Here is a 16,685-nt window from a genome sequence, read left to right as displayed (position 1 = left end):
AACACCCGTCCGTTCGCTACCTCGGACTCGTGTCCTTGGAGTAACGTGGCGCCGTCTTGACCTCCCTCCCAGGCGGCCACACCCGGCCAGGGTGTCGTGAGCTGCGTCATGACCGGAGCCAGCACGAGAGAGGAAGGGCCCTCCGGCCAGCCCGTAACGGCCCAGAGCACTGTATGAATCCGTCTCCCCAAGCGCACAGCCCAATGAACGGCGTCCAGCAGATGACACAAGACCGGACCTGGCCCGCGGTGTCGGTCGTGATGCCCGTGCTCAACGAAGAACGGCATCTCACCGATGCCGTCCGGCGCATCGTGACCCAGGACTACCCCGGCGAGCTGGAGCTCGTCCTCGCCATCGGACCGTCCCGGGACCGCACGGAGGAGATCGCCGCCAAACTGGCGACCGAGGATCCGCGCATCGTCGTGGTGGCCAATCCGACCGGCCGCACCCCGCAGGGTCTCAACATCGCCATCAAGGCGTCGCAGTACTCGATCATCGTCCGGGTGGACGGCCACTCCCTGCTGCCGGCCGACTACGTGCGGGCCGCGGTGGAGACGATGGAGGAGACCGGCGCGGACAACGTCGGCGGGATCATGGCGGCGGAGGGCGTCACGCCGTTCGAGCAGGCCGTGGCCCGCGCGATGACCTCCAAGCTGGGCGTGGGCAACGCGCGGTTCCACACCGGCGGCGAGGCCGGCGAGGTCGAGACGGTCTACCTCGGCACGTTCAAGCGCAGCGCCCTGGAGCGCGTCGGCGGTTACGACGAGACGTTCGTGCGCGCCCAGGACTGGGAGATGAACCACCGGATCCGGCAGAGCGGCGGAAAGATCTTCTTTACCCCGCGCATGCGTGTCACCTACCGGCCACGCCCCAACCTGCGCGCTCTGGCCAAGCAGTACTTCCACACCGGCCGCTGGCGCCGCGTCGTCGGCCGGGAGCACCAGGGCACGCTCAACCTGCGCTATCTGGCGCCGCCGCTGGCGGTCCTGGCGATGACCGCGGGCACGGTCGCGGGCGCGTTCGGCATCTGGCCGGGCTGGCTCCTGCCCGGCGGCTACGCGGTCGCCATGGTCGCGGGCGCCGCCGTGGAGGGCCGGGGACTGCCGGTTTCGGCCTGGGTCCGGCTGCCGCTGGTGTTCGCCACCATGCACGTCTCGTGGGGGGTCGGTTTCCTGACCAGTCCGCCCGGGCTCGGCCAGCCCACCCCCAACAAACCCTGAACGGATCCTCTCGATAACGGAAGAACCAGACCGAACGGGCGAACCCGGGTAGATAAAGCCACGTCTCAGGATTAGGTCGGCGGATCATGCCGCCGGCCGGACGAGGAGGTGGCCATGTCGAACGGTGCGCGTCACGGGCTGGGGGTCCTGGCCGGGGTGATCGCCACGCCCCTGGTCGGCGCCGGGCTCGCCCTCGGATTCGAACGCCTGGAAGAGCACCGCCGTCACTACGTCCAGTTCGCCTCGACGACGTCCACGGGGCTGGTCGCGGGCGCCGTCCTGGCCCTCACCGCCGTCGTGGTCGCGGTCCTGGTCGCGTCGCGGCTCTCGCCGCTGGCCTCGCTCATCCCCGGCGTGGCTTTCGCCGCGTACGGCGTGGTCTGGCTGCTGAAACCGATCTGGGCGTCGGACAAGGTCGACGTGCTTCCCGACCGCTACACCTCTCCGGTCATGACGATGTCGCTCCTCGGCGTGCCGTTCCTGGTCGGCGTGGTGCTGCTGGCCGGCTCGCTGGTGCCGTCGCGCTGGCGTTCCCGCGCGCACGCCGCCGCGGCGCCTCAGCACCTGGCGGGGCCGCCGCCTGGCATGCCCGGGGCGCCGAGGCCGATGTACGGGCGGGAGCAGCAGCAACAGTACGGTCATGGCCCTGGCGCGGTCCCGCCGCCGTACGGGCAGCCGCAGAGCCCCGGAGCAAGCCCGAGCGCGAGCCGGAGCCCGAGCCCGAGCCCGAGCCCGAGCGCCAGTCCTGGTCCGGGCGGCTATCCCGTACCCGGGTCCTCCCAAGCGCCACCGCCGCCACCGCCTCCCGCGAAGCCGTCTCAGGGCTCCCCATCGTCGTCGGACGACGAGCCCGGGGAATGGACCCGGATGTACGGCGGAGACGACCTCAGGGACGGCGGCGGCTCCCGCTAGGGCTCACCTGGAAGGGCTTTCGACGGCTCCGAGGGCTTCGAGGGCACCGACGACGCCGGGGACGTCGTTGACGACCAGCGCGTCCACGCCCGCGGCCGCATAGGCGTGGACGTCCTGCGGCGGCGGGCACCAGGCGATGAACTCCAGGTCGGCCTTGTGTGCCACGTCCACGATGTGCTCCAGCGGGCGTAGGCGGGTGTCGGGGTGGCCGAAGCCGCACGACTCGGTGTGCACGCCGATGGCCTGGAGGCCGAGGCCCGCCGCGGCGGCGACACCGTGCCACAGCGGGAACCGCAGCCAGGTCAGCAACCCCAGCGGCACGCCCGGCAGTTCGTCCCGCAGGTAAAGAAGCAGGGACGGGTCGAACGAGGTCACCAGCAGCGGGCGACGCTCGGCCTCGCGGCGCAGCACGGGCGCCAGGAGGGCTCCGGTACGCCTGGACGGCGCGTCCACGGCGTCCTCAAGGATCGTCTTGACGTCCACGTCGACCGGCACCCCGGCCGGCAGCGCGTCGAACACCTCCGCCAGCCGCGGCAGGCCGCTGTCCGCCGCCGCCGTGTCGATCAGGAAGGCGCCGCCGGGAAGGGTGGGATCGTGGCGCAGCACGAGCTCGTCGTCCGCCGTGCGGGTCACGTCGATCTCGATCCACGACGCGCCCGCGTCGAGCGCGGCCAGCATCGAGGGGATCGTGTTCTCGGCGACGGTCTCCGGGTCGGGGTTCCCGGCCGCGCCGGCGACCGGTAGCGGCGGCAGGGGCACGTCTCCCGAGCCGGAACCGCGGTGGCCGATGACGGCGGGCGCGTTCTCGAAAATCATCTGTCCTCCGGGGAGCCGGGGGCGTCGTTCGGGTTCGGCGGCCAGGTGCTCGGCGATGACGACGTCGAGCGGGTGGGTGACCTTGAGGTTGCGCTCGCTGCCCGTCACGACCCGGATGGGCACGTCCGGCAGGTAACGGTGGACGATCCCGCAGTCGTCGGTCGCGGCGGGCAGCGGGTCGGCCAGGGCGAGCTCGTAGGCCTTGCGGATCGTGCCGAGCCGGAAGCCCTGCGGGGTCTGGAAACGCGCCAGCGACTCGCGCGGCGGCATGGACAGCACGAGACCGTCCTCGACGGCCACGATCGTGTCCGCGGAGGGCACGCCCACCGCGACCGCCTCGTACGCCACCAGCGCCTCCAGCACGCGGTCGATCACGCCGGGGTCCACGAACGGGCGGGCGGCGTCGTGGAAGAGCACCCGGGTGTCGTCGGACCGGCCGGTCAGCGCGGTCAGCGCCGCCACCGTCGAGGCGGTACGGGTGTCACCGCCCTCCATCAGCCCCGTGACCTTGTGGAACGGCGCGGCGATCGTCGCGGCCGTGCGGACGTGGCCGGCGGCCATGACGACCAGTACCTCGTCCACACCCAGATGGCCATTGAACGCCTCGATCGCGTATGCCAGGATCGGCCGACCACCGACCTCGATGAGCTGCTTGGGCCGCGAGGCGCCCATGCGCTGCCCGGTGCCGCCGGCGAGGATCACCGCGACCGTCCGCATCGCCGTTCCCCTTTCCTCTTCAAATAGTCGTCAAACCGCTACGCTGAGCAACTGCCCCTGAGGCCGTGGCCGACGGCCGTGGGGCGCCGTCCACCCGCAGACCCGACCACCCAGCCCGCCGGAGGCGCCGATGACCGTAGCGGTAATCCTCGCGACCGGACGGATCGCCGGAGGCCATGATCCGTGTCCCACGGCGGCCCTGCCCTACGGGGACGAGACCGGTGACGCCGAACGGCCGACCCTGCTGGCGCGGCTGTGCGCCCGGCTGGCCACGCTCAAAGTACCGGAACACCACATCATCACCCGGCCGGAGCTGGCACCCGCCCTGCGCAAGGACGGCCACGACGTCATCGAGTCCGACGGCACGATCGGCGATCTGCGCGAGATCGCCTGGCTGGCCCGCCGGACCGAGGAGCCGATCGTCGTCCTGACCGGCGACCTGGTCACGGGGGACGAGCCGCTGGCCCGCCTGCTGCTCGACTCCAGGGGACCCGCCACCGCGCTGACCGGGCCGCCGCCGGACGAGGCCACCCCCGTCCGGTCCGAGCGCGGCCGGATCGCCTCGGCGGGCTCCCCGTACCACCGGGTGACCGAGCCGAACGCCGGGTTCCCGGGCGCCCTGCGGGTCGCCCGCAACCGCGTCGGCGCGCTCGCCGACGTCGCCGACGAGCTGGCGTCGCTCCTGGCCGACCCCGAGGCGCTGGAACGCCTGACCCCCGAGCCGGAGCCAGGTGGCCGCGCGGCGGGGCGCGCCCCGGAGACGATCGAGCTGCTCCTCATCGGCCTGGTGCGTACCGGGGTGCCGGTCGCGCGGTGCGGCGACCCGCGGCTGGTCTGCCGCCGCGCCGCGAGCGAGGAGGACGCGGCGGCCGCGAAGGCGGCGCTCGACGCCGTGAACGAGGACAAGATCCGCCTGGCGGCGGCGGTCAAGAGCAACGACGGCTTCTTCACCACGTTCGCGGTCAGCACCTACTCGCGCTACATCGCGCGCTGGGCGGCCCGGCGCGGGCTCACGCCCAACATGGTGACGTCGATCTCCATGGGCATCGCGGTGGTGGCGGCCGTCTGGTTCGCGGCGGGCACCCGCACCGGCATGATCGTCGGCGGGGTGCTCTTCTACTTCTCGTTCGTCTTCGACTGCGTCGACGGCCAGCTCGCCCGCTACACCCGGCAGTTCAGCACGCTCGGGGCGTGGCTCGACGCCGTCTTCGACCGGGCCAAGGAGTACGTCGTGTTCGCCGGTCTGGCGGTCGGATCCACGGCCGCCGCGGTCGGCACCAGCGTGCACGGCGGTGATGTCTGGGGCCTGGCGGTGGCCGCCCTGGCGCTGCAGACGGTCCGTCACATGATCGACTTCTCGTACGGCGCGAGCAACCGCGTACGGGCGGCCCGTCCACTGCCCACGATGCCGCTCACCTCGCCGGACGACGGCGCGACGGCGCAGGCCACCGGCCAGGCCGACCAGCCCGACCAGCCCGACCAGCCCGACCAGAGCCTCGTGCAGCAGCCCGCGGACGAGCCTCAGGGGGCGCAGCCGGCGGGCAGCCTCGCCGCACGGCTGTCCCGCAGCACGTCGCGGGTCCGGGCGCTGCACTGGGCCAAGAAGATCATCGTCCTGCCCATCGGCGAGCGGTTCGCCCTGATCGCGATCACCGCCGCGCTGTTCAACGCCCGGGTGACCTTCGTGGCGCTCCTGCTGTGGGGCGGTGTCGCGGCCCTCTACACGCTGACCGGACGAGTGATGAGGTCGATCGCGCGATGACCGTCATGACCGAGGACTCGATGACCCAGGACCCGGGCACGCCGGGCTCGGGCGCCCAGAACGCCGCCGCGTTCGCCACCCGGCAGCTGCGGGCCTACCGCGACGACGGGCCGATCTGCGTGGGGCTGGGCAAGCTGTCGCGCGGTCTGCTGCCGCCGCTGCCGGGCGCCGTGATCGCGCTGGTGGTCACGGGCGTGCTGCTGGCGACCGGCGTGGGCGACGACAACACCCCCGCGCTGTTCGCCCCGGTGGTGGCGCTGCTGCTGACCGGGCCCGCCTGCAGTCACCTGCACAACGGGCGACTTGACTGGCTTGTCCCGCCGATCATCCGCGCGATCGAGTATGGTTACCTCGCCGTACTGGGGTTCGCACAGGGCGTGTCGGCACCGCTGATCTTCGCGCTGATCGCCGTGCTCGCGTACCACCACTACGACACCGTGTACCGCACCCGCCAGCGGCTCTGGCCACAGGACTGGGTCTTCCGCGCCGGCTTCGGCTGGGAGGGCCGCATGCTCCTTGTGGCCTTCGTGGGCCTCTCCGGGCTTCTCCCGTTCGCGTACGCTGCGTTGGCCGCCTACCTTGGCGTGTTGTTCGGCAGCGAGAGCGTCACGACGTGGACGCGGACCGGACGCGGTAGTGGCGTGATCGTCGACCTGGAGGAAGATTAAGCATGATCGGGATGGTGCTGGCGGCGGGCGCGGGCAGGAGGCTGCGGCCGTACACCGACACGCTGCCCAAGGCGTTGGTGCCGGTCGACGGCGAGACGACCATCCTCGACATCGCGCTGGGCAACCTGGCCGAGGTCGGGCTGACCGACGTCGTGATCGTCGTCGGTTACCGCGCGGGCGCGGTCGAGGAACGCAAGGCCGCCCTTGAGGAGCGGTACGGCGTGTCCCTCACCCTCGTCCACAACGACAAGGCCGAGGAGTGGAACAACGCCTACTCCATGTGGCTGGCGCGCGAGCACTTCTCCAAGGGCGTCCTCATGGTCAACGGTGACACCGTTCATCCGGTGGGCGTGGAGAAGACGCTACTGAGCAACCGCGGTCCGGACATCCTCCTGGCCGTGGACAACGTGAAAACTCTGGCCGACGAGGAGATGAAGGTGACCCTCGACGAGGCCGGCGAGCTCAAGACCATCACCAAGCTGATGGACCCCGCCACCGCGGCGGGCGAGTACATCGGCGCCACGCTCATCGAGCCGGCCGCCGCGCAGCCCCTCGCCGACGCGCTCAAGGCCACCTGGGAACGCGACCCCGACCTCTACTACGAGGACGGCTACCAGGAGCTCGTCAACCGTGGCGGCACGATCTGCGTCGCTCCCATCGGCGCCGTCGACTGGGTGGAGGTCGACAACCACGACGACCTGGAGAAGGCCCGCCGGATCGCCCGGACGTACTGATCCGCTCGCCTTCGCACCGCTCACTGCCCTGACCGGACACCCGACCTCCGGCCCGTCCGGCGCCCCGGCGCCGGATCCGGCGGCGGCGCCCCCGCGTGACCGCCGCGATCGCCGGAAAAGGAAGGCACATGCCCCTGCTGACGCGGATGCTCAACGCACCGCTGTCCATCGACGTCCGCCGCGGCGCCATCGCGGCCCTCGGCGAGCTGCTCGCCGACAAGCGGATAGTCACCGAGGGGCGGGTGGCGATCGCGGTCGGCCCGGGGCAGGGCGACCAGATCACCGAGCACGTGCGGCCGTCGCTGGCGGACTGCGAGGTGTTCCATGTGGACGGCGGCACCGTCGACGCGGCGGTCAGCCTGGGGTCCAAGCTGCGGGCCGGCTCGTACGAGGCGGTCGTGGGCATCGGCGGCGGGCGGACGATCGACGCGACCAAGTACGCGGCGACGTTGTCCGGCATCCCGATGGTCTCGGTGGCCACCAACCTGTCGCACGACGGCATCTGCTCCCCGGTCGCCTCGCTCACCCACGACAAGGGCAAGGGCTCGTTCGGCGTGATCATGCCCCTCGCCATGATCGTCGATCTGGACTACGTGCGGGCGGCGCCCGAACGGCTCGTGCGCGCGGGCATCGGCGACGTGGTGAGCAACTTCTCCGCGGTCGACGACTGGCTGCTGGCCGCCGAGGAGGTCGGTGAGACGGTCGACCGCATGGCGCTCACGGTCGCGCGGACGGCCGCCGAGGCGCTGCTGCACCAGCCCGAGTCCATCGAGTCCGACCGGTTCCTGACCGTGCTGGCCGAGAGCCTGGTGCTGTCGGGCATGGCGATGTCGTTCGCCGGCGACTCGCGGCCGGCCAGCGGCGGCGACCACGAGATCCTGCACGCCATCGACCAGCTCTACCCCGGCACCGCCAACCACGGCGAGCTGGCGGGGCTCGGCGCCGCGTTCTGCTACCACCTGCGCGCCACGCGGCTCGGCGTGGGCGGGGAACGGCTGGCCGAGATCATCACCTGTCTCGACCGGCACGGCCTGCCCAAGGCGCCGGGCGACGTGGGGCTGACCGTCGGCCAGTTCGCCGAAGCCGTGCACTACGCCCCGCAGACCCGGCCGGGCCGCTATACGATCTTGGAGCATCTCGCCCTCGACCAGGGCGAGGTCCGCAAGGCGGTGGAAGAGTTTGTCCAAGTCCACGGAGGCTGAGCGGCCCATGGCCGACACGCGTGCGCCCGGCGACCACGACCCTCGGCCGTCGCGCCGGACCGCCACGATCGCCGACATCCGCCGGTACGGGCAGCCGCCCGGGCTCAAGGAACGGCGCAACGAGGAACACTGGGCCGGCCGCCTCTACATGCGGACCCTCTCCCCGTACTTCGCGTGGATCTTCCTCCGCCTCGGCCTCAGCCCCAACCAGCTCACCTACCTGATGATGCTGAGCGGCATCGTGGCGGGCCTCGTGGTGTCGCTGCCGGTCACCGGCACCGCCACGCTCTGGACCGCGCTCGGCGGGGCCCTGCTGATCCAGATCTACCTGCTGCTCGACTGCGTGGACGGCGAGGTCGCCCGTTACCTGCGGCAGACCTCGGTCGCCGGGGTCTACCTCGACCGCATCGGCCACTACCTGTCGGAGGTGTCGCTGCTGATCGGCCTCGGCTTCGCCGCGCAGGGCGGCTGGGAGAACGGCGGCTGGGTCGAGCTCGGGCTGCTCGCCGCCCTCGGTGCCGCGCTCATCAAGGCCGAGACCGACAACGTCGTGGTGGCCCGGGCCAAGTCGGGCCTGCCCGCCGACCCGGTCGGCGGCGACCGCGCGCTGCGTCCCCGTTCCACCGGCATCGCGCTCGCCCGCCAGGCCGCGTCCATGCTGCGCTTCCACCGCATCATCGGCGCGGTCGAGCTCTCGCTGCTGATCGTCGCCGCCGCCGCGCTCGACACGGTGCTCGGCAACGACACGCCCGCCGCGATCCGGGTGCTCACGGTCGCGGTCGCCGCCGTCGCCGTCCTGCAGACCCTCCTGCATCTGGTCAGCATCCTGGCGTCCCGGAGACTCAAGTGAGATCCCCCGTCAACGAACGGGAGATCACCGCGCGCCGAATGCGATCTTGCACAAAGGTGACATCAAGGTGACAGACTCGTGCATGATCGCGGAGTGGCAGGGAGCATCTCGTTGAAGCTGTCGGTCGTCGTGCTGACGATGGGTAACCGTCCCGAGGAGCTGGCCAGGGCGGTGCGCAGCGCCCTCGAACAGGAGCACGTTGACGTCGAGGTCGTCCTGGTCGGCAACGGTGTCGACCCGGTGCCGGACCCCGCGCTCCCCCCGTTCGACGACGAGCGGGTCAAACCCGTCCAGCTGCCGAGGAACGTCGGCATCCCCGCCGGGCGCAACCGCGGCGTCGAGGCGTCCTGCGGCGACGTGATCCTCTTCCTGGACGACGACGGCTGGTACCGGTCCCCGCGCCTGGGCGCCTACCTGCGTGACCGGTTCGCCGCCGATCCGGACCTCGGCATCATCTCGTTCCGCGTCCGCGACCCCGAGGGCGGCCGCGGCGAGCGCCGGCACGTGCCGCGGCTGCGCGCGGGCGACCCGGAACGCTCCTCCGAGGTCACCACGTTCCTCGGCGGTGCCTGCGCGGTCCGCCGCGCCGCCTGGGACGCCGCGGGCGGCCTTCCCGAGGACTTCTTCTACGCGCACGAAGAGACCGATCTGGCCTGGCAAGCCCTCAACGCCGGCTACCGGATCGTCTACGACGCCTCCGCGGTGATGTTCCACCCGGCCGTGCTGCCCACCCGGCACGACATGTTCTACCGCTACAACGCCCGCAACCGCGTCTGGCTCGCCCGCCGCAACCTGCCGTGGCCCCTGGCGCTGACCTACCTCGCGGTCTGGGTCGCCATGACCGTCCTGCGTGAGCGCAAGCCGAGCGCCCTCAAGCCGTGGTTCACGGGCTTCGCCGAAGGCTGGCGCAAGCCCGCCGGCCCGCGCCGCCCGATCTCCTGGCGCACGGCCTGGCGCATGGCCCGCACCGGCCGACCACCGATCATCTGACCTCAGGTCACGGGGACGATTTCGGCTTTCAGCAGCTGGGCGTTCTCGATGTCGAGGAGGCCGATCGTGCCGTGGGGCTGGCGGCGGCGGTCGGTGGGGGAGCCGGGGTTGAAGACGCGCACCCCGTCGCCGGTCTCGTCCATCGGGATGTGGGAGTGCCCGAAGACCACGAGGTCGGCGTCCGGGAAGGTGCGCCGCATCCGGGCGGTGCGGCCCTTGGCCTGGCCGCTGTCGTGGATCATCGCGACGGTGAGGCCGTCCAGGTCGAGCCGGAGGGTCTCCGGGGCGCCCCACGCCGCCACGTCGGGACCGTCGTTGTTGCCCAGCACCGCGTGGACGGGCGCGTAGGCGGAGAGTTCGTCGAGGACGTCGGCCGTGCAGACGTCACCGGCGTGCAGGATCAGGTCGGCGTCCCGCAGGTGCCCGGCGACCGCGGGCGGGCAGGACTTCCAGTGGCGCGGCGCGTGCGTGTCCGAGATCGCGACGACTCTCATCCGGCCATTCTGCCCAGCTGGGAGCCCTGCTCACCGCATGGTGCGCCAGAGCTGCTCCATGACGACCTCGCGGCTGCGCCAGCCGCCCGCCGTCCGGACCATGCGGTGGTGGTACCAGCCGCCGCCCCGGATGAGGCCGGGGCTGTCGGCCTCGATGGCGTCGCGGCTCGGCGCGAGGGTGTCGGTGAACGAGGCGGTGACCTCGGCCCGGTCGTCGCCGAAGGCGATCAGCGTCGCCCCGATGAGGTGCTGGCGGCCGGGCCAGGCCGGCAGCACCTTCGCCAGCCAGGCCTTCGCCTCCTCCAGCGAGCCGGTGACGCCGCCGGACGAGCTGTAGTCGAGCGTGGCGTCGGCGGTGAAGACGGTGTCCAGCAGGTCCCAGCGGCCGGAGTCGACCGCCAGCGCGTAGCGGGCGAGGACCTCGCCGATCTCGAAGCGGTCGGACAGTTCCGCGGGCGACATGGGCATGCCGCATGATAGCAAGCGCTTGGTCAGCATCCCTGGCGTGCGGCGGGCAGGTCGACGTGCTTGCGGATGGAGCTCAGGCCGAGCCGCTTGGACTGGGCGCTTGTAGCCGTCCATCCAGTCCGGCCGGTTTCGAAACAACAAGATCAAGAATCGTGGTCTGGGCGGGTGACAGACTGCGGGGGTGAGCGAGCGGAACGTGTCCCAGGGGCGGCGGGGACGGCCTGCCCGGTTGTCACGGGACCGGATCGTGGCCGCCGCGCAGGAGATCGTCGAGCGCGAGGGCAGCGGCGCGCTGTCGATGCGGCGGGTCGCCGAGGCGGTGGGCGCCGCGCCGATGAGCATCTACCGGCACGTGCGCGACAAGGACGAACTGCTCGTCCTGGTCATGGACCGGGTCGTGCTCGACCTGCCCCGGCCCGAGCTGCCGGACGATCCGCGCGCACGGCTGCTGGCGGTGCTGACCTGGCAGCACGACGAACTGGCCGCCCGGCCATGGATCGTGGACGTGCTGGTCAAGGGCGACCTGATGGCGCCGTCGATCCTGTGGCTGCTGGAGGAGATCTACTCGGCCTGGCAGGCGTGCGGGCTGACGCTCGCGCAGGCGGCGGAGGCCAACCGGATCGTGTGGGGCTTCCTGGTGGGCGATCTGGTGCAGCGGGCGGAACGGGCACGGCCGGAGGGGAGGGCGCCGCGCCAGGTCTCGGTGCCCGCGGCGGTCGACCCGGCGGCCTATCCGACGCTGGCGGCCCTGCACGGCTACTGGACGGCGCCCGGACGTGGGGACTCGTTCGCGGGTGATCTCGCCGCGCTGGTGGACGCGCTGATCGCACGGGCCGTTTGACATTTTTGCGTACGCGTACGCACGATGGGGTCATGGACACCAACGAGAAGCTCTACCGGCGGTGGTTGTTCGACCTGTGGCAGGGGGACTTCTCCGTCGCGGAGGAGATCTTGGCCCCGGCGGCCGTGGGGCACTGGCCCGCGCTCGACGTGCACGGTCCGCGGGAGTTCGTCGCCCAGGTCCGCCAGTCGCACGAGATGTTCGACGACATCAGCACCTCGCTGGACGTGGGGCCGGTGCTCGGCGACGGGATGATCGCCGCCCAGTGGACCCTGCACGGCTCGTACAAGGGCGGCATCCCGGGCGCCACCGCGCCGCCCGGCACCCGCGTCGCCCTCAAGGGCCAGGACATCTTCCGCGTGGAGAACGGCCTGCTCGCCGAATACTGGGTGGTCTCCGACGCCATGGGCATGATGACGGCCCTCGGCGCCCTCGGCGGATAGCAGGTTCGTTCAAGCGCCGGGCCGTTCTCCGTCCCCATGCTTGACCGATGAGCGTGCTGGCGAAGCCTTTGGAACTGCCCTGCGGCGCTGTGCTGCGCAACCGCCTGGCGAAGGCGGCGTTGAGCGAGCAGCTCGCCACGCGCGCCAACGCGCCCACTGACGACCTGGTGCGGCTGTACGGGCGGTGGGCCGGCTCCGGGGCCTCGCTGCTGATGACCGGCAACGTGGCGGTCGACCGGACGGCGCTGAGCGAGCCGCTCAACGTGTCGGTCGAGGACGAACGGGACCTGCCGGGCCTGCGGACGTGGGCCGCGGCGGCCGGGTCGGGCGGCGCCGAGGTGTGGATGCAGATCAACCACGCCGGACGGCAGTCGCCGAGGTATCTCTCCCGGCGGCCGGTCGCGCCGTCGCCGGTGGCGGTGCGCGGGCTGGGCGGCGCGTTCGCGAGGCCGCGCGAGCTCACGCACGCGGAGATCGAAGGCCTGATCGCGCGGTTCGCCACCACGGCGGGGATCGCGGTGCGGGCCGGCTTCACCGGAGTGCAGATCCACGCGGCGCACGGCTATCTGATCAGCCAGTTCCTCTCTCCGCTGACCAACCGGCGCGACGACGCGTGGGGCGGGGACCCGCGACGGCGCCGCCGGTTCCTCGTCGAGGTCGTACGGGCCGTGCGGTCCACGACGGGCGGGCACGTGCCGGTGTCGGTGAAGCTCAACTCCGCCGACTTCCAGCGGGGCGGACTGACCTGGGAGGAGTCGATGGAGGTGGCCGGGGTCCTCGGCGCCGAGGGCGTGGACCTGCTGGAGATCTCCGGCGGGACGTACGAGTCGCCCGCGCTGCTGACCGGCGACGTGCGGGGAAGCACGCGGGCACGGGAGGCCTACTTCCTGGACTTCGCGGAGCGGGTGCGTGCCCGCACGTCCGTTCCGCTGATGCTGACCGGAGGCTTCCGGACGAAGGCCGCGATGGAGGAGGCGGTCACGAGCGGGGCCGTCGATCTGATCGGCCTGGGCCGTCCGATGGCGCTGGCGCCCGACCTACCCGCACGGCTGCTGGCGGGGGACGGCGTCAGCAGCGGCGTGACGCCTCGCCGGGTGGGGATCCGGCGGCTGGACGGCATGAGCGAGCTCGCCTGGCACACCGAACAGCTCTGGCGCATGGGCCGCGGCCAGGATCCGGATCCCGGTCGCCATCCCGTGCGCAGCATGCTGCGCTACACCGCCGTCAGCGGCCTCGACGCGTTCCGCCGCAGGCGTTAGCGCGCCGCGTCACGCCGGTCCGGGGTGGTGGTGACCGCCAGGATCAGATGGGTGAGCTCGGCGGTGATGGCGTCCAGCGGGATGTCCTGCCCGCGGGCGGACCAGTGGTGGACCAGGTTGTTGACCGCGCCGATGATGGAGATCGCGGTCAGCCGGTAGTCGCGGGCGACGGCCTCGCCGCGCGCGGCGGCGTCGTCCGCCAGGGCGACGATCATGTCGGCCCAGCGTTCCCGCCACTCCAGCCGGAGGGCCTCCAGTTCCGGGCTGACCCCGATGACCTCGACGAAGCTGATCCGGGCCCAGCGCGGGTCGCTGGCCGTGACCCTGACATAGGCGCTCACGATACGTTCGACCCGGGTGGGCAGGTCTTCGGGGGCGGCCTCGGCGACCGCCTCGCTCAGTGCGGCGTGGGCCCGCTCGTTCAGCTCCAGGTGGAGCGCCGCCAGCAGTTCCTCACGGCCGCTGAACTCCTCGTAGAAGTTGCGGGTCGACACGCTCGCGGCCGAGCACAGCCGTTCGATCGACGTCGCGGCGTAACCCTGGGTGCCGAAGAGCTCCAGACCCGCGCCCAGCAGCCGTTCCCGCCGTTCGGCACGGCGCTCTTCGGCCGTGCGGCCCCCATAGCTGCGGCGTGGGGCGGGGTTTCGGCCGCTCATACCTCTCCAGGACACGAAGCGGTCAGCTTTCTGGTCAGCGTAACGGCCGGTCGCCGCTCACCACTACCGTGCCGTCAGCCCGTGGTGAGGATCGAGGTCCACTTCGGGTCGCCGGTGAGCACGGTCAGCCGCTGCGTGGCACGCGAGACCGCGACGTAGAGCACGCGCAGGCCGCGCGGCGACTGGGCCGCCACGGTCTCGGGCGCGACGATCACCGCCGCGTCGAACTCCAGGCCCTTGGCCTCCAGCACGTCGAGCACCTGGACCCGCTCCGGCAGGCCGGCGGCGAGCCGTTCCCGATCGGCGGCGCTCCAGGCGGCGCCGGCGCCGTTCACACTCTGCGCGGAGAAGAGATCCGGCTGCGCGTTCCCCGGGCGGGCCGGGGCCGTGGGCAGCGGAACGATCAGCCCGATCGTGCCCTCGACCTGGTCGAGGAGCTCCTCGACCGCCGCGCGGGCCGCCGTGGCGAGCTCGCGCTCCGGTACGGCGCGGACGATCGGGTCGATGCCGGAGGTGCGCACCGCGCGGGCCGGGCGTGCCTCGGGCAGGGCCAGCGCGAGCACCCGGGTCGCCACCGCGGCGATCTCGGTCGAGTTGCGGTAGTTGGTCGTCAGCTCGTACTCGTAGCGGGCCCGCCGCGCGGTCGAAGGCGGCTTGCGGGAACGTCCCCTGCCCCGCCGCGACCGGGAGGAACGACCCCCGGCCTGGTCAGCGCCGAGCGCGGACTCCATCGCCGTGCGGGCGGCGGCGAGGTCCTCCCAGGCGCTCTGCGCGGGGTCCTCGACGATCGTCCAGCTGGCCTGGCGGCCCCGGCGGCCGAGCATGCGCCACTGCATGGGCGACAGGTCCTGCGCCTCGTCGACGACGATGTGCGCGTATTCGGGGCGTTCGTCGACCACGCCGTCATCGACCCGGCGGGACTGTTCGAGGCGCTCGATCGAGGTGGTGAGCTCGCGCATCTCCGGCTCCCAGTCGTCGTCCGCGACCTCCTCGCCGGTGAGGATGTTGACGCCGTCCACGACGTACGGGTCGTCGTCGGCCGCCTTGGCCCTGCGGCGGGCGGGACGGGGCAGCGAGCCGAGCAGCGCGTCGATCTCGTCGAGGAGCGCGACGTCCTGGTAGCTGAGCGTGCCGGGGTCGGCCCACGAGGCCGCCAGCAGGGCGACGGCGTCGCGGTCGAGGTCGCGTGCGGCAGCGCGGCGCAGCCGGTCCTCGTCGCCGAGGGCGGTCAGCACGTCGAGCGGCCGGCGGATCGGCCACCAGGCGATGAGGAAGTCGGTGAACGCCCGTTGCTCCCGGACGCGCGCGGTGAACTCGGCCTGCTTGCCTTCCGGCTTCTTGGCCGGGCCGGAGCCGTTCCCGCCCTGAGCCGCCGCGCCGCCCGTCGCGCCGTCCGCCGCACCGCCGTCCGCCGCACCGCCGTCCGCCGTGTCCAGGTCGCCGAGGCCGTCGGCGGCGAGCAGGTCGTTCCAGAGCGCGAGGTTCTCCTGGCCGGGCGGCGCGGGCTCCTCGTGGCCGCCGATGTCGGTGTACTGCTGCCACAGGGCCTCCAGCAGCACTTCGGCGGCACGGCCCCGGGCGGCGTTGACGCTGCCCCGGCTGCGCCGGTGCACCTCGTTGCGCAGCTTGTCGAGGCGCTGCCTGTCGAGCCGTACGACCACGCCGCGGTAGACGACGCGCAGCTCGTCGGGCGCGCCCGGCGCCTGGTCGGCGACGGCGCGGCGCAGGACCCGCACCATGGTCTCCGCACCCTTGAGCCGGGCCAGCGCGGGGGAGTCGTGGCCGGTGGCGGTCACGCCGTCCACCAGGTCACCGAGCGAGCGCAGGCTCGCCGAACCCTCGCCGAGCGAGGGCAGGACACGCTCGATGTAGGCGGTGAAGCGGCGGTTGGGGCCGACGATCAGCACGCCGCGGGAACCGAACCGGCGGCGGTGCCGGAACAGCAGGTAGGCGACGCGATGCAGCGCCACCGCCGTCTTGCCGGTGCCGGGGGCGCCGCGGACGAGCACCGTGCCGTCGGCGGGAGCGCGGATCACCTCGTCCTGCTCACGCTGGATGGTGGCCACGATGTCGCGCATCGCGCCCTCGCGCGTGCGGGCGAGGGAGGCGAGGAACGCGCCGTCGCCGACGATCGTGAGGCCGTCGGCGGCCTCGGGATCGAGCAGATCGTCCTCAAGGTCGACGACCGTGTGGCCGCGCGAGTGCAGCACCCGGCGGCGGACGACGCCGCGCGGGTCCTCGGGGGTGGCGCGGTAGAAGTCCTCGGCGGCGGGGGCACGCCAGTCGATCACGAGCGAGTCGTGCTCGGACGTGCGGACCCCGATGCGCCCGACATAGCGGATCTCCCGGCCGGTCAGGTCGAGCCGGCCGAACACCAGGCCGTCGTCGGCGATGTCGAGCGCCTGGGCGCGCAGCGCGGCCTGGTGCACCATGGCGTCCCGGTCGACCAGCGACCCCTTGGTGCCGGCGAGCGACTGGCGGTATCCCTCGCGGAGCATGGCCTGGGCGTCGGCGCGCATCTCGTCGAGCCGTTCGTACGCCTGGTCGACGTACCGCTGCTCGGCGGCGATCTCTTGGTCCTTGACCGTTGTCTTGGCCGAGGCCGACCGGCCGGTGACCGGGGACGACATGCAGGCGGCTCCTCGCGACTGTG

16 protein-coding genes are annotated in these 16,685 nt (G+C 72.4%); 11 read left to right on the top strand and 5 right to left on the bottom strand.

From position 1 onward, the window contains the following. The first annotated feature begins 221 nt into the window (after positions 1–221). Together ABD333_RS34835 and ABD333_RS34830 are read left to right on the top strand one after the other, a co-directional pair. Positions 222–1,220 (top strand): glycosyltransferase family 2 protein, encoded by a 999-nt coding sequence (locus ABD333_RS34835; RefSeq protein WP_344546807.1) that lies wholly within the window; start codon positions 222–224, stop codon positions 1,218–1,220. Positions 1,221–1,334: 114 nt separating this feature from the next. Beyond that, the gene (locus ABD333_RS34830; RefSeq protein ID WP_344546806.1) at positions 1,335–2,132 is read left to right on the top strand and encodes a hypothetical protein; all 798 of its coding nucleotides are present in this window, start codon (positions 1,335–1,337) and stop codon (positions 2,130–2,132) included. 3 nt (positions 2,133–2,135) lie between these two features. Here ABD333_RS34830 and ispD read toward each other — a convergent pair whose 3' ends face one another. Further along, a complete protein-coding gene (gene ispD / locus ABD333_RS34825) occupies positions 2,136–3,665 on the bottom strand; it encodes a 2-C-methyl-D-erythritol 4-phosphate cytidylyltransferase (RefSeq protein WP_344546805.1) in 1,530 nt (509 codons plus the stop codon). 130 nt (positions 3,666–3,795) lie between these two features. On the opposite strand from ispD, the gene ABD333_RS34820 reads away from it, so the two are divergent. From ABD333_RS34820 to ABD333_RS34795, 6 genes are all read left to right on the top strand, one after another. Then, positions 3,796–5,427: a CDP-alcohol phosphatidyltransferase family protein gene (locus ABD333_RS34820; protein ID WP_344546804.1), complete on the top strand. Its 1,632-nt coding sequence runs from the start codon at positions 3,796–3,798 to the stop codon at positions 5,425–5,427. Further along, a complete protein-coding gene (locus ABD333_RS34815; RefSeq protein WP_344546803.1) occupies positions 5,424–6,095 on the top strand; it encodes a DUF5941 domain-containing protein in 672 nt (223 codons plus the stop codon). The genes ABD333_RS34820 and ABD333_RS34815 overlap by 4 nt, the downstream gene beginning before the upstream one ends. A 2-nt stretch (positions 6,096–6,097) precedes the next feature. Next, on the top strand, positions 6,098–6,829 hold the full coding sequence (locus ABD333_RS34810) for a phosphocholine cytidylyltransferase family protein (RefSeq protein ID WP_344546802.1): 732 nt from the start codon (positions 6,098–6,100) through the stop codon (positions 6,827–6,829). A gap of 146 nt (positions 6,830–6,975) precedes the next feature. Further along, positions 6,976–8,031: an iron-containing alcohol dehydrogenase family protein gene (locus ABD333_RS34805; protein ID WP_344546903.1), complete on the top strand. Its 1,056-nt coding sequence runs from the start codon at positions 6,976–6,978 to the stop codon at positions 8,029–8,031. 7 nt (positions 8,032–8,038) lie between these two features. Beyond that, positions 8,039–8,881 (top strand): CDP-alcohol phosphatidyltransferase family protein, encoded by an 843-nt coding sequence (locus ABD333_RS34800; protein WP_344546801.1) that lies wholly within the window; start codon positions 8,039–8,041, stop codon positions 8,879–8,881. A gap of 138 nt (positions 8,882–9,019) precedes the next feature. Beyond that, positions 9,020–9,871: a glycosyltransferase family 2 protein gene (locus ABD333_RS34795; RefSeq protein WP_410557638.1), complete on the top strand. Its 852-nt coding sequence runs from the start codon at positions 9,020–9,022 to the stop codon at positions 9,869–9,871. A 2-nt stretch (positions 9,872–9,873) separates the two neighbouring features. Here the strand turns inward: ABD333_RS34795 and ABD333_RS34790 are convergent, their stop codons facing one another. Further along, entirely contained in the window at positions 9,874–10,365 is a 492-nt protein-coding gene (locus tag ABD333_RS34790; protein ID WP_344546800.1) for a metallophosphoesterase family protein, read from the bottom strand. Between the two features lie 30 nt (positions 10,366–10,395). Continuing rightward, positions 10,396–10,833, bottom strand: a complete 438-nt coding sequence (locus tag ABD333_RS34785) for a nuclear transport factor 2 family protein (protein WP_344546799.1) — start codon at positions 10,831–10,833, stop codon at positions 10,396–10,398. 181 nt (positions 10,834–11,014) lie between these two features. Here ABD333_RS34785 and ABD333_RS34780 point away from each other — a divergent pair, with 181 nt between their 5' ends. Genes ABD333_RS34780 through ABD333_RS34770 form a run of 3 tightly spaced genes read left to right on the top strand, consistent with a single transcriptional unit; the run spans position 11,015 to position 13,376 of the window. Beyond that, on the top strand, positions 11,015–11,674 hold the full coding sequence (locus ABD333_RS34780) for a TetR/AcrR family transcriptional regulator (RefSeq protein WP_344546798.1): 660 nt from the start codon (positions 11,015–11,017) through the stop codon (positions 11,672–11,674). Between the two features lie 32 nt (positions 11,675–11,706). Beyond that, the gene (locus ABD333_RS34775) at positions 11,707–12,117 is read left to right on the top strand and encodes an ester cyclase (protein WP_344546797.1); all 411 of its coding nucleotides are present in this window, start codon (positions 11,707–11,709) and stop codon (positions 12,115–12,117) included. 47 nt (positions 12,118–12,164) lie between these two features. After that, complete coding sequence (locus tag ABD333_RS34770) at positions 12,165–13,376, top strand: NADH:flavin oxidoreductase/NADH oxidase family protein (RefSeq protein ID WP_344546796.1); 1,212 nt, start codon at positions 12,165–12,167, stop codon at positions 13,374–13,376. Here ABD333_RS34770 and ABD333_RS34765 read toward each other — a convergent pair. Both ABD333_RS34765 and ABD333_RS34760 read right to left on the bottom strand, forming a co-directional pair. Continuing rightward, positions 13,373–14,032 (bottom strand): TetR/AcrR family transcriptional regulator, encoded by a 660-nt coding sequence (locus ABD333_RS34765; protein ID WP_344546795.1) that lies wholly within the window; start codon positions 14,030–14,032, stop codon positions 13,373–13,375. The genes ABD333_RS34770 and ABD333_RS34765 overlap by 4 nt on opposite strands. Before the next feature lie 74 nt (positions 14,033–14,106). Continuing rightward, complete coding sequence (locus ABD333_RS34760) at positions 14,107–16,662, bottom strand: HelD family protein (protein WP_344546794.1); 2,556 nt, start codon at positions 16,660–16,662, stop codon at positions 14,107–14,109. Positions 16,663–16,685 lie beyond the last annotated feature (23 nt).

It is taken from the genome of Actinomadura fulvescens (assembly GCF_039533225.1).
GTDB lineage: Bacteria > Actinomycetota > Actinomycetes > Streptosporangiales > Streptosporangiaceae > Spirillospora > Spirillospora fulvescens.
This window is presented reverse-complemented; position numbering and strand designations above follow the sequence as displayed.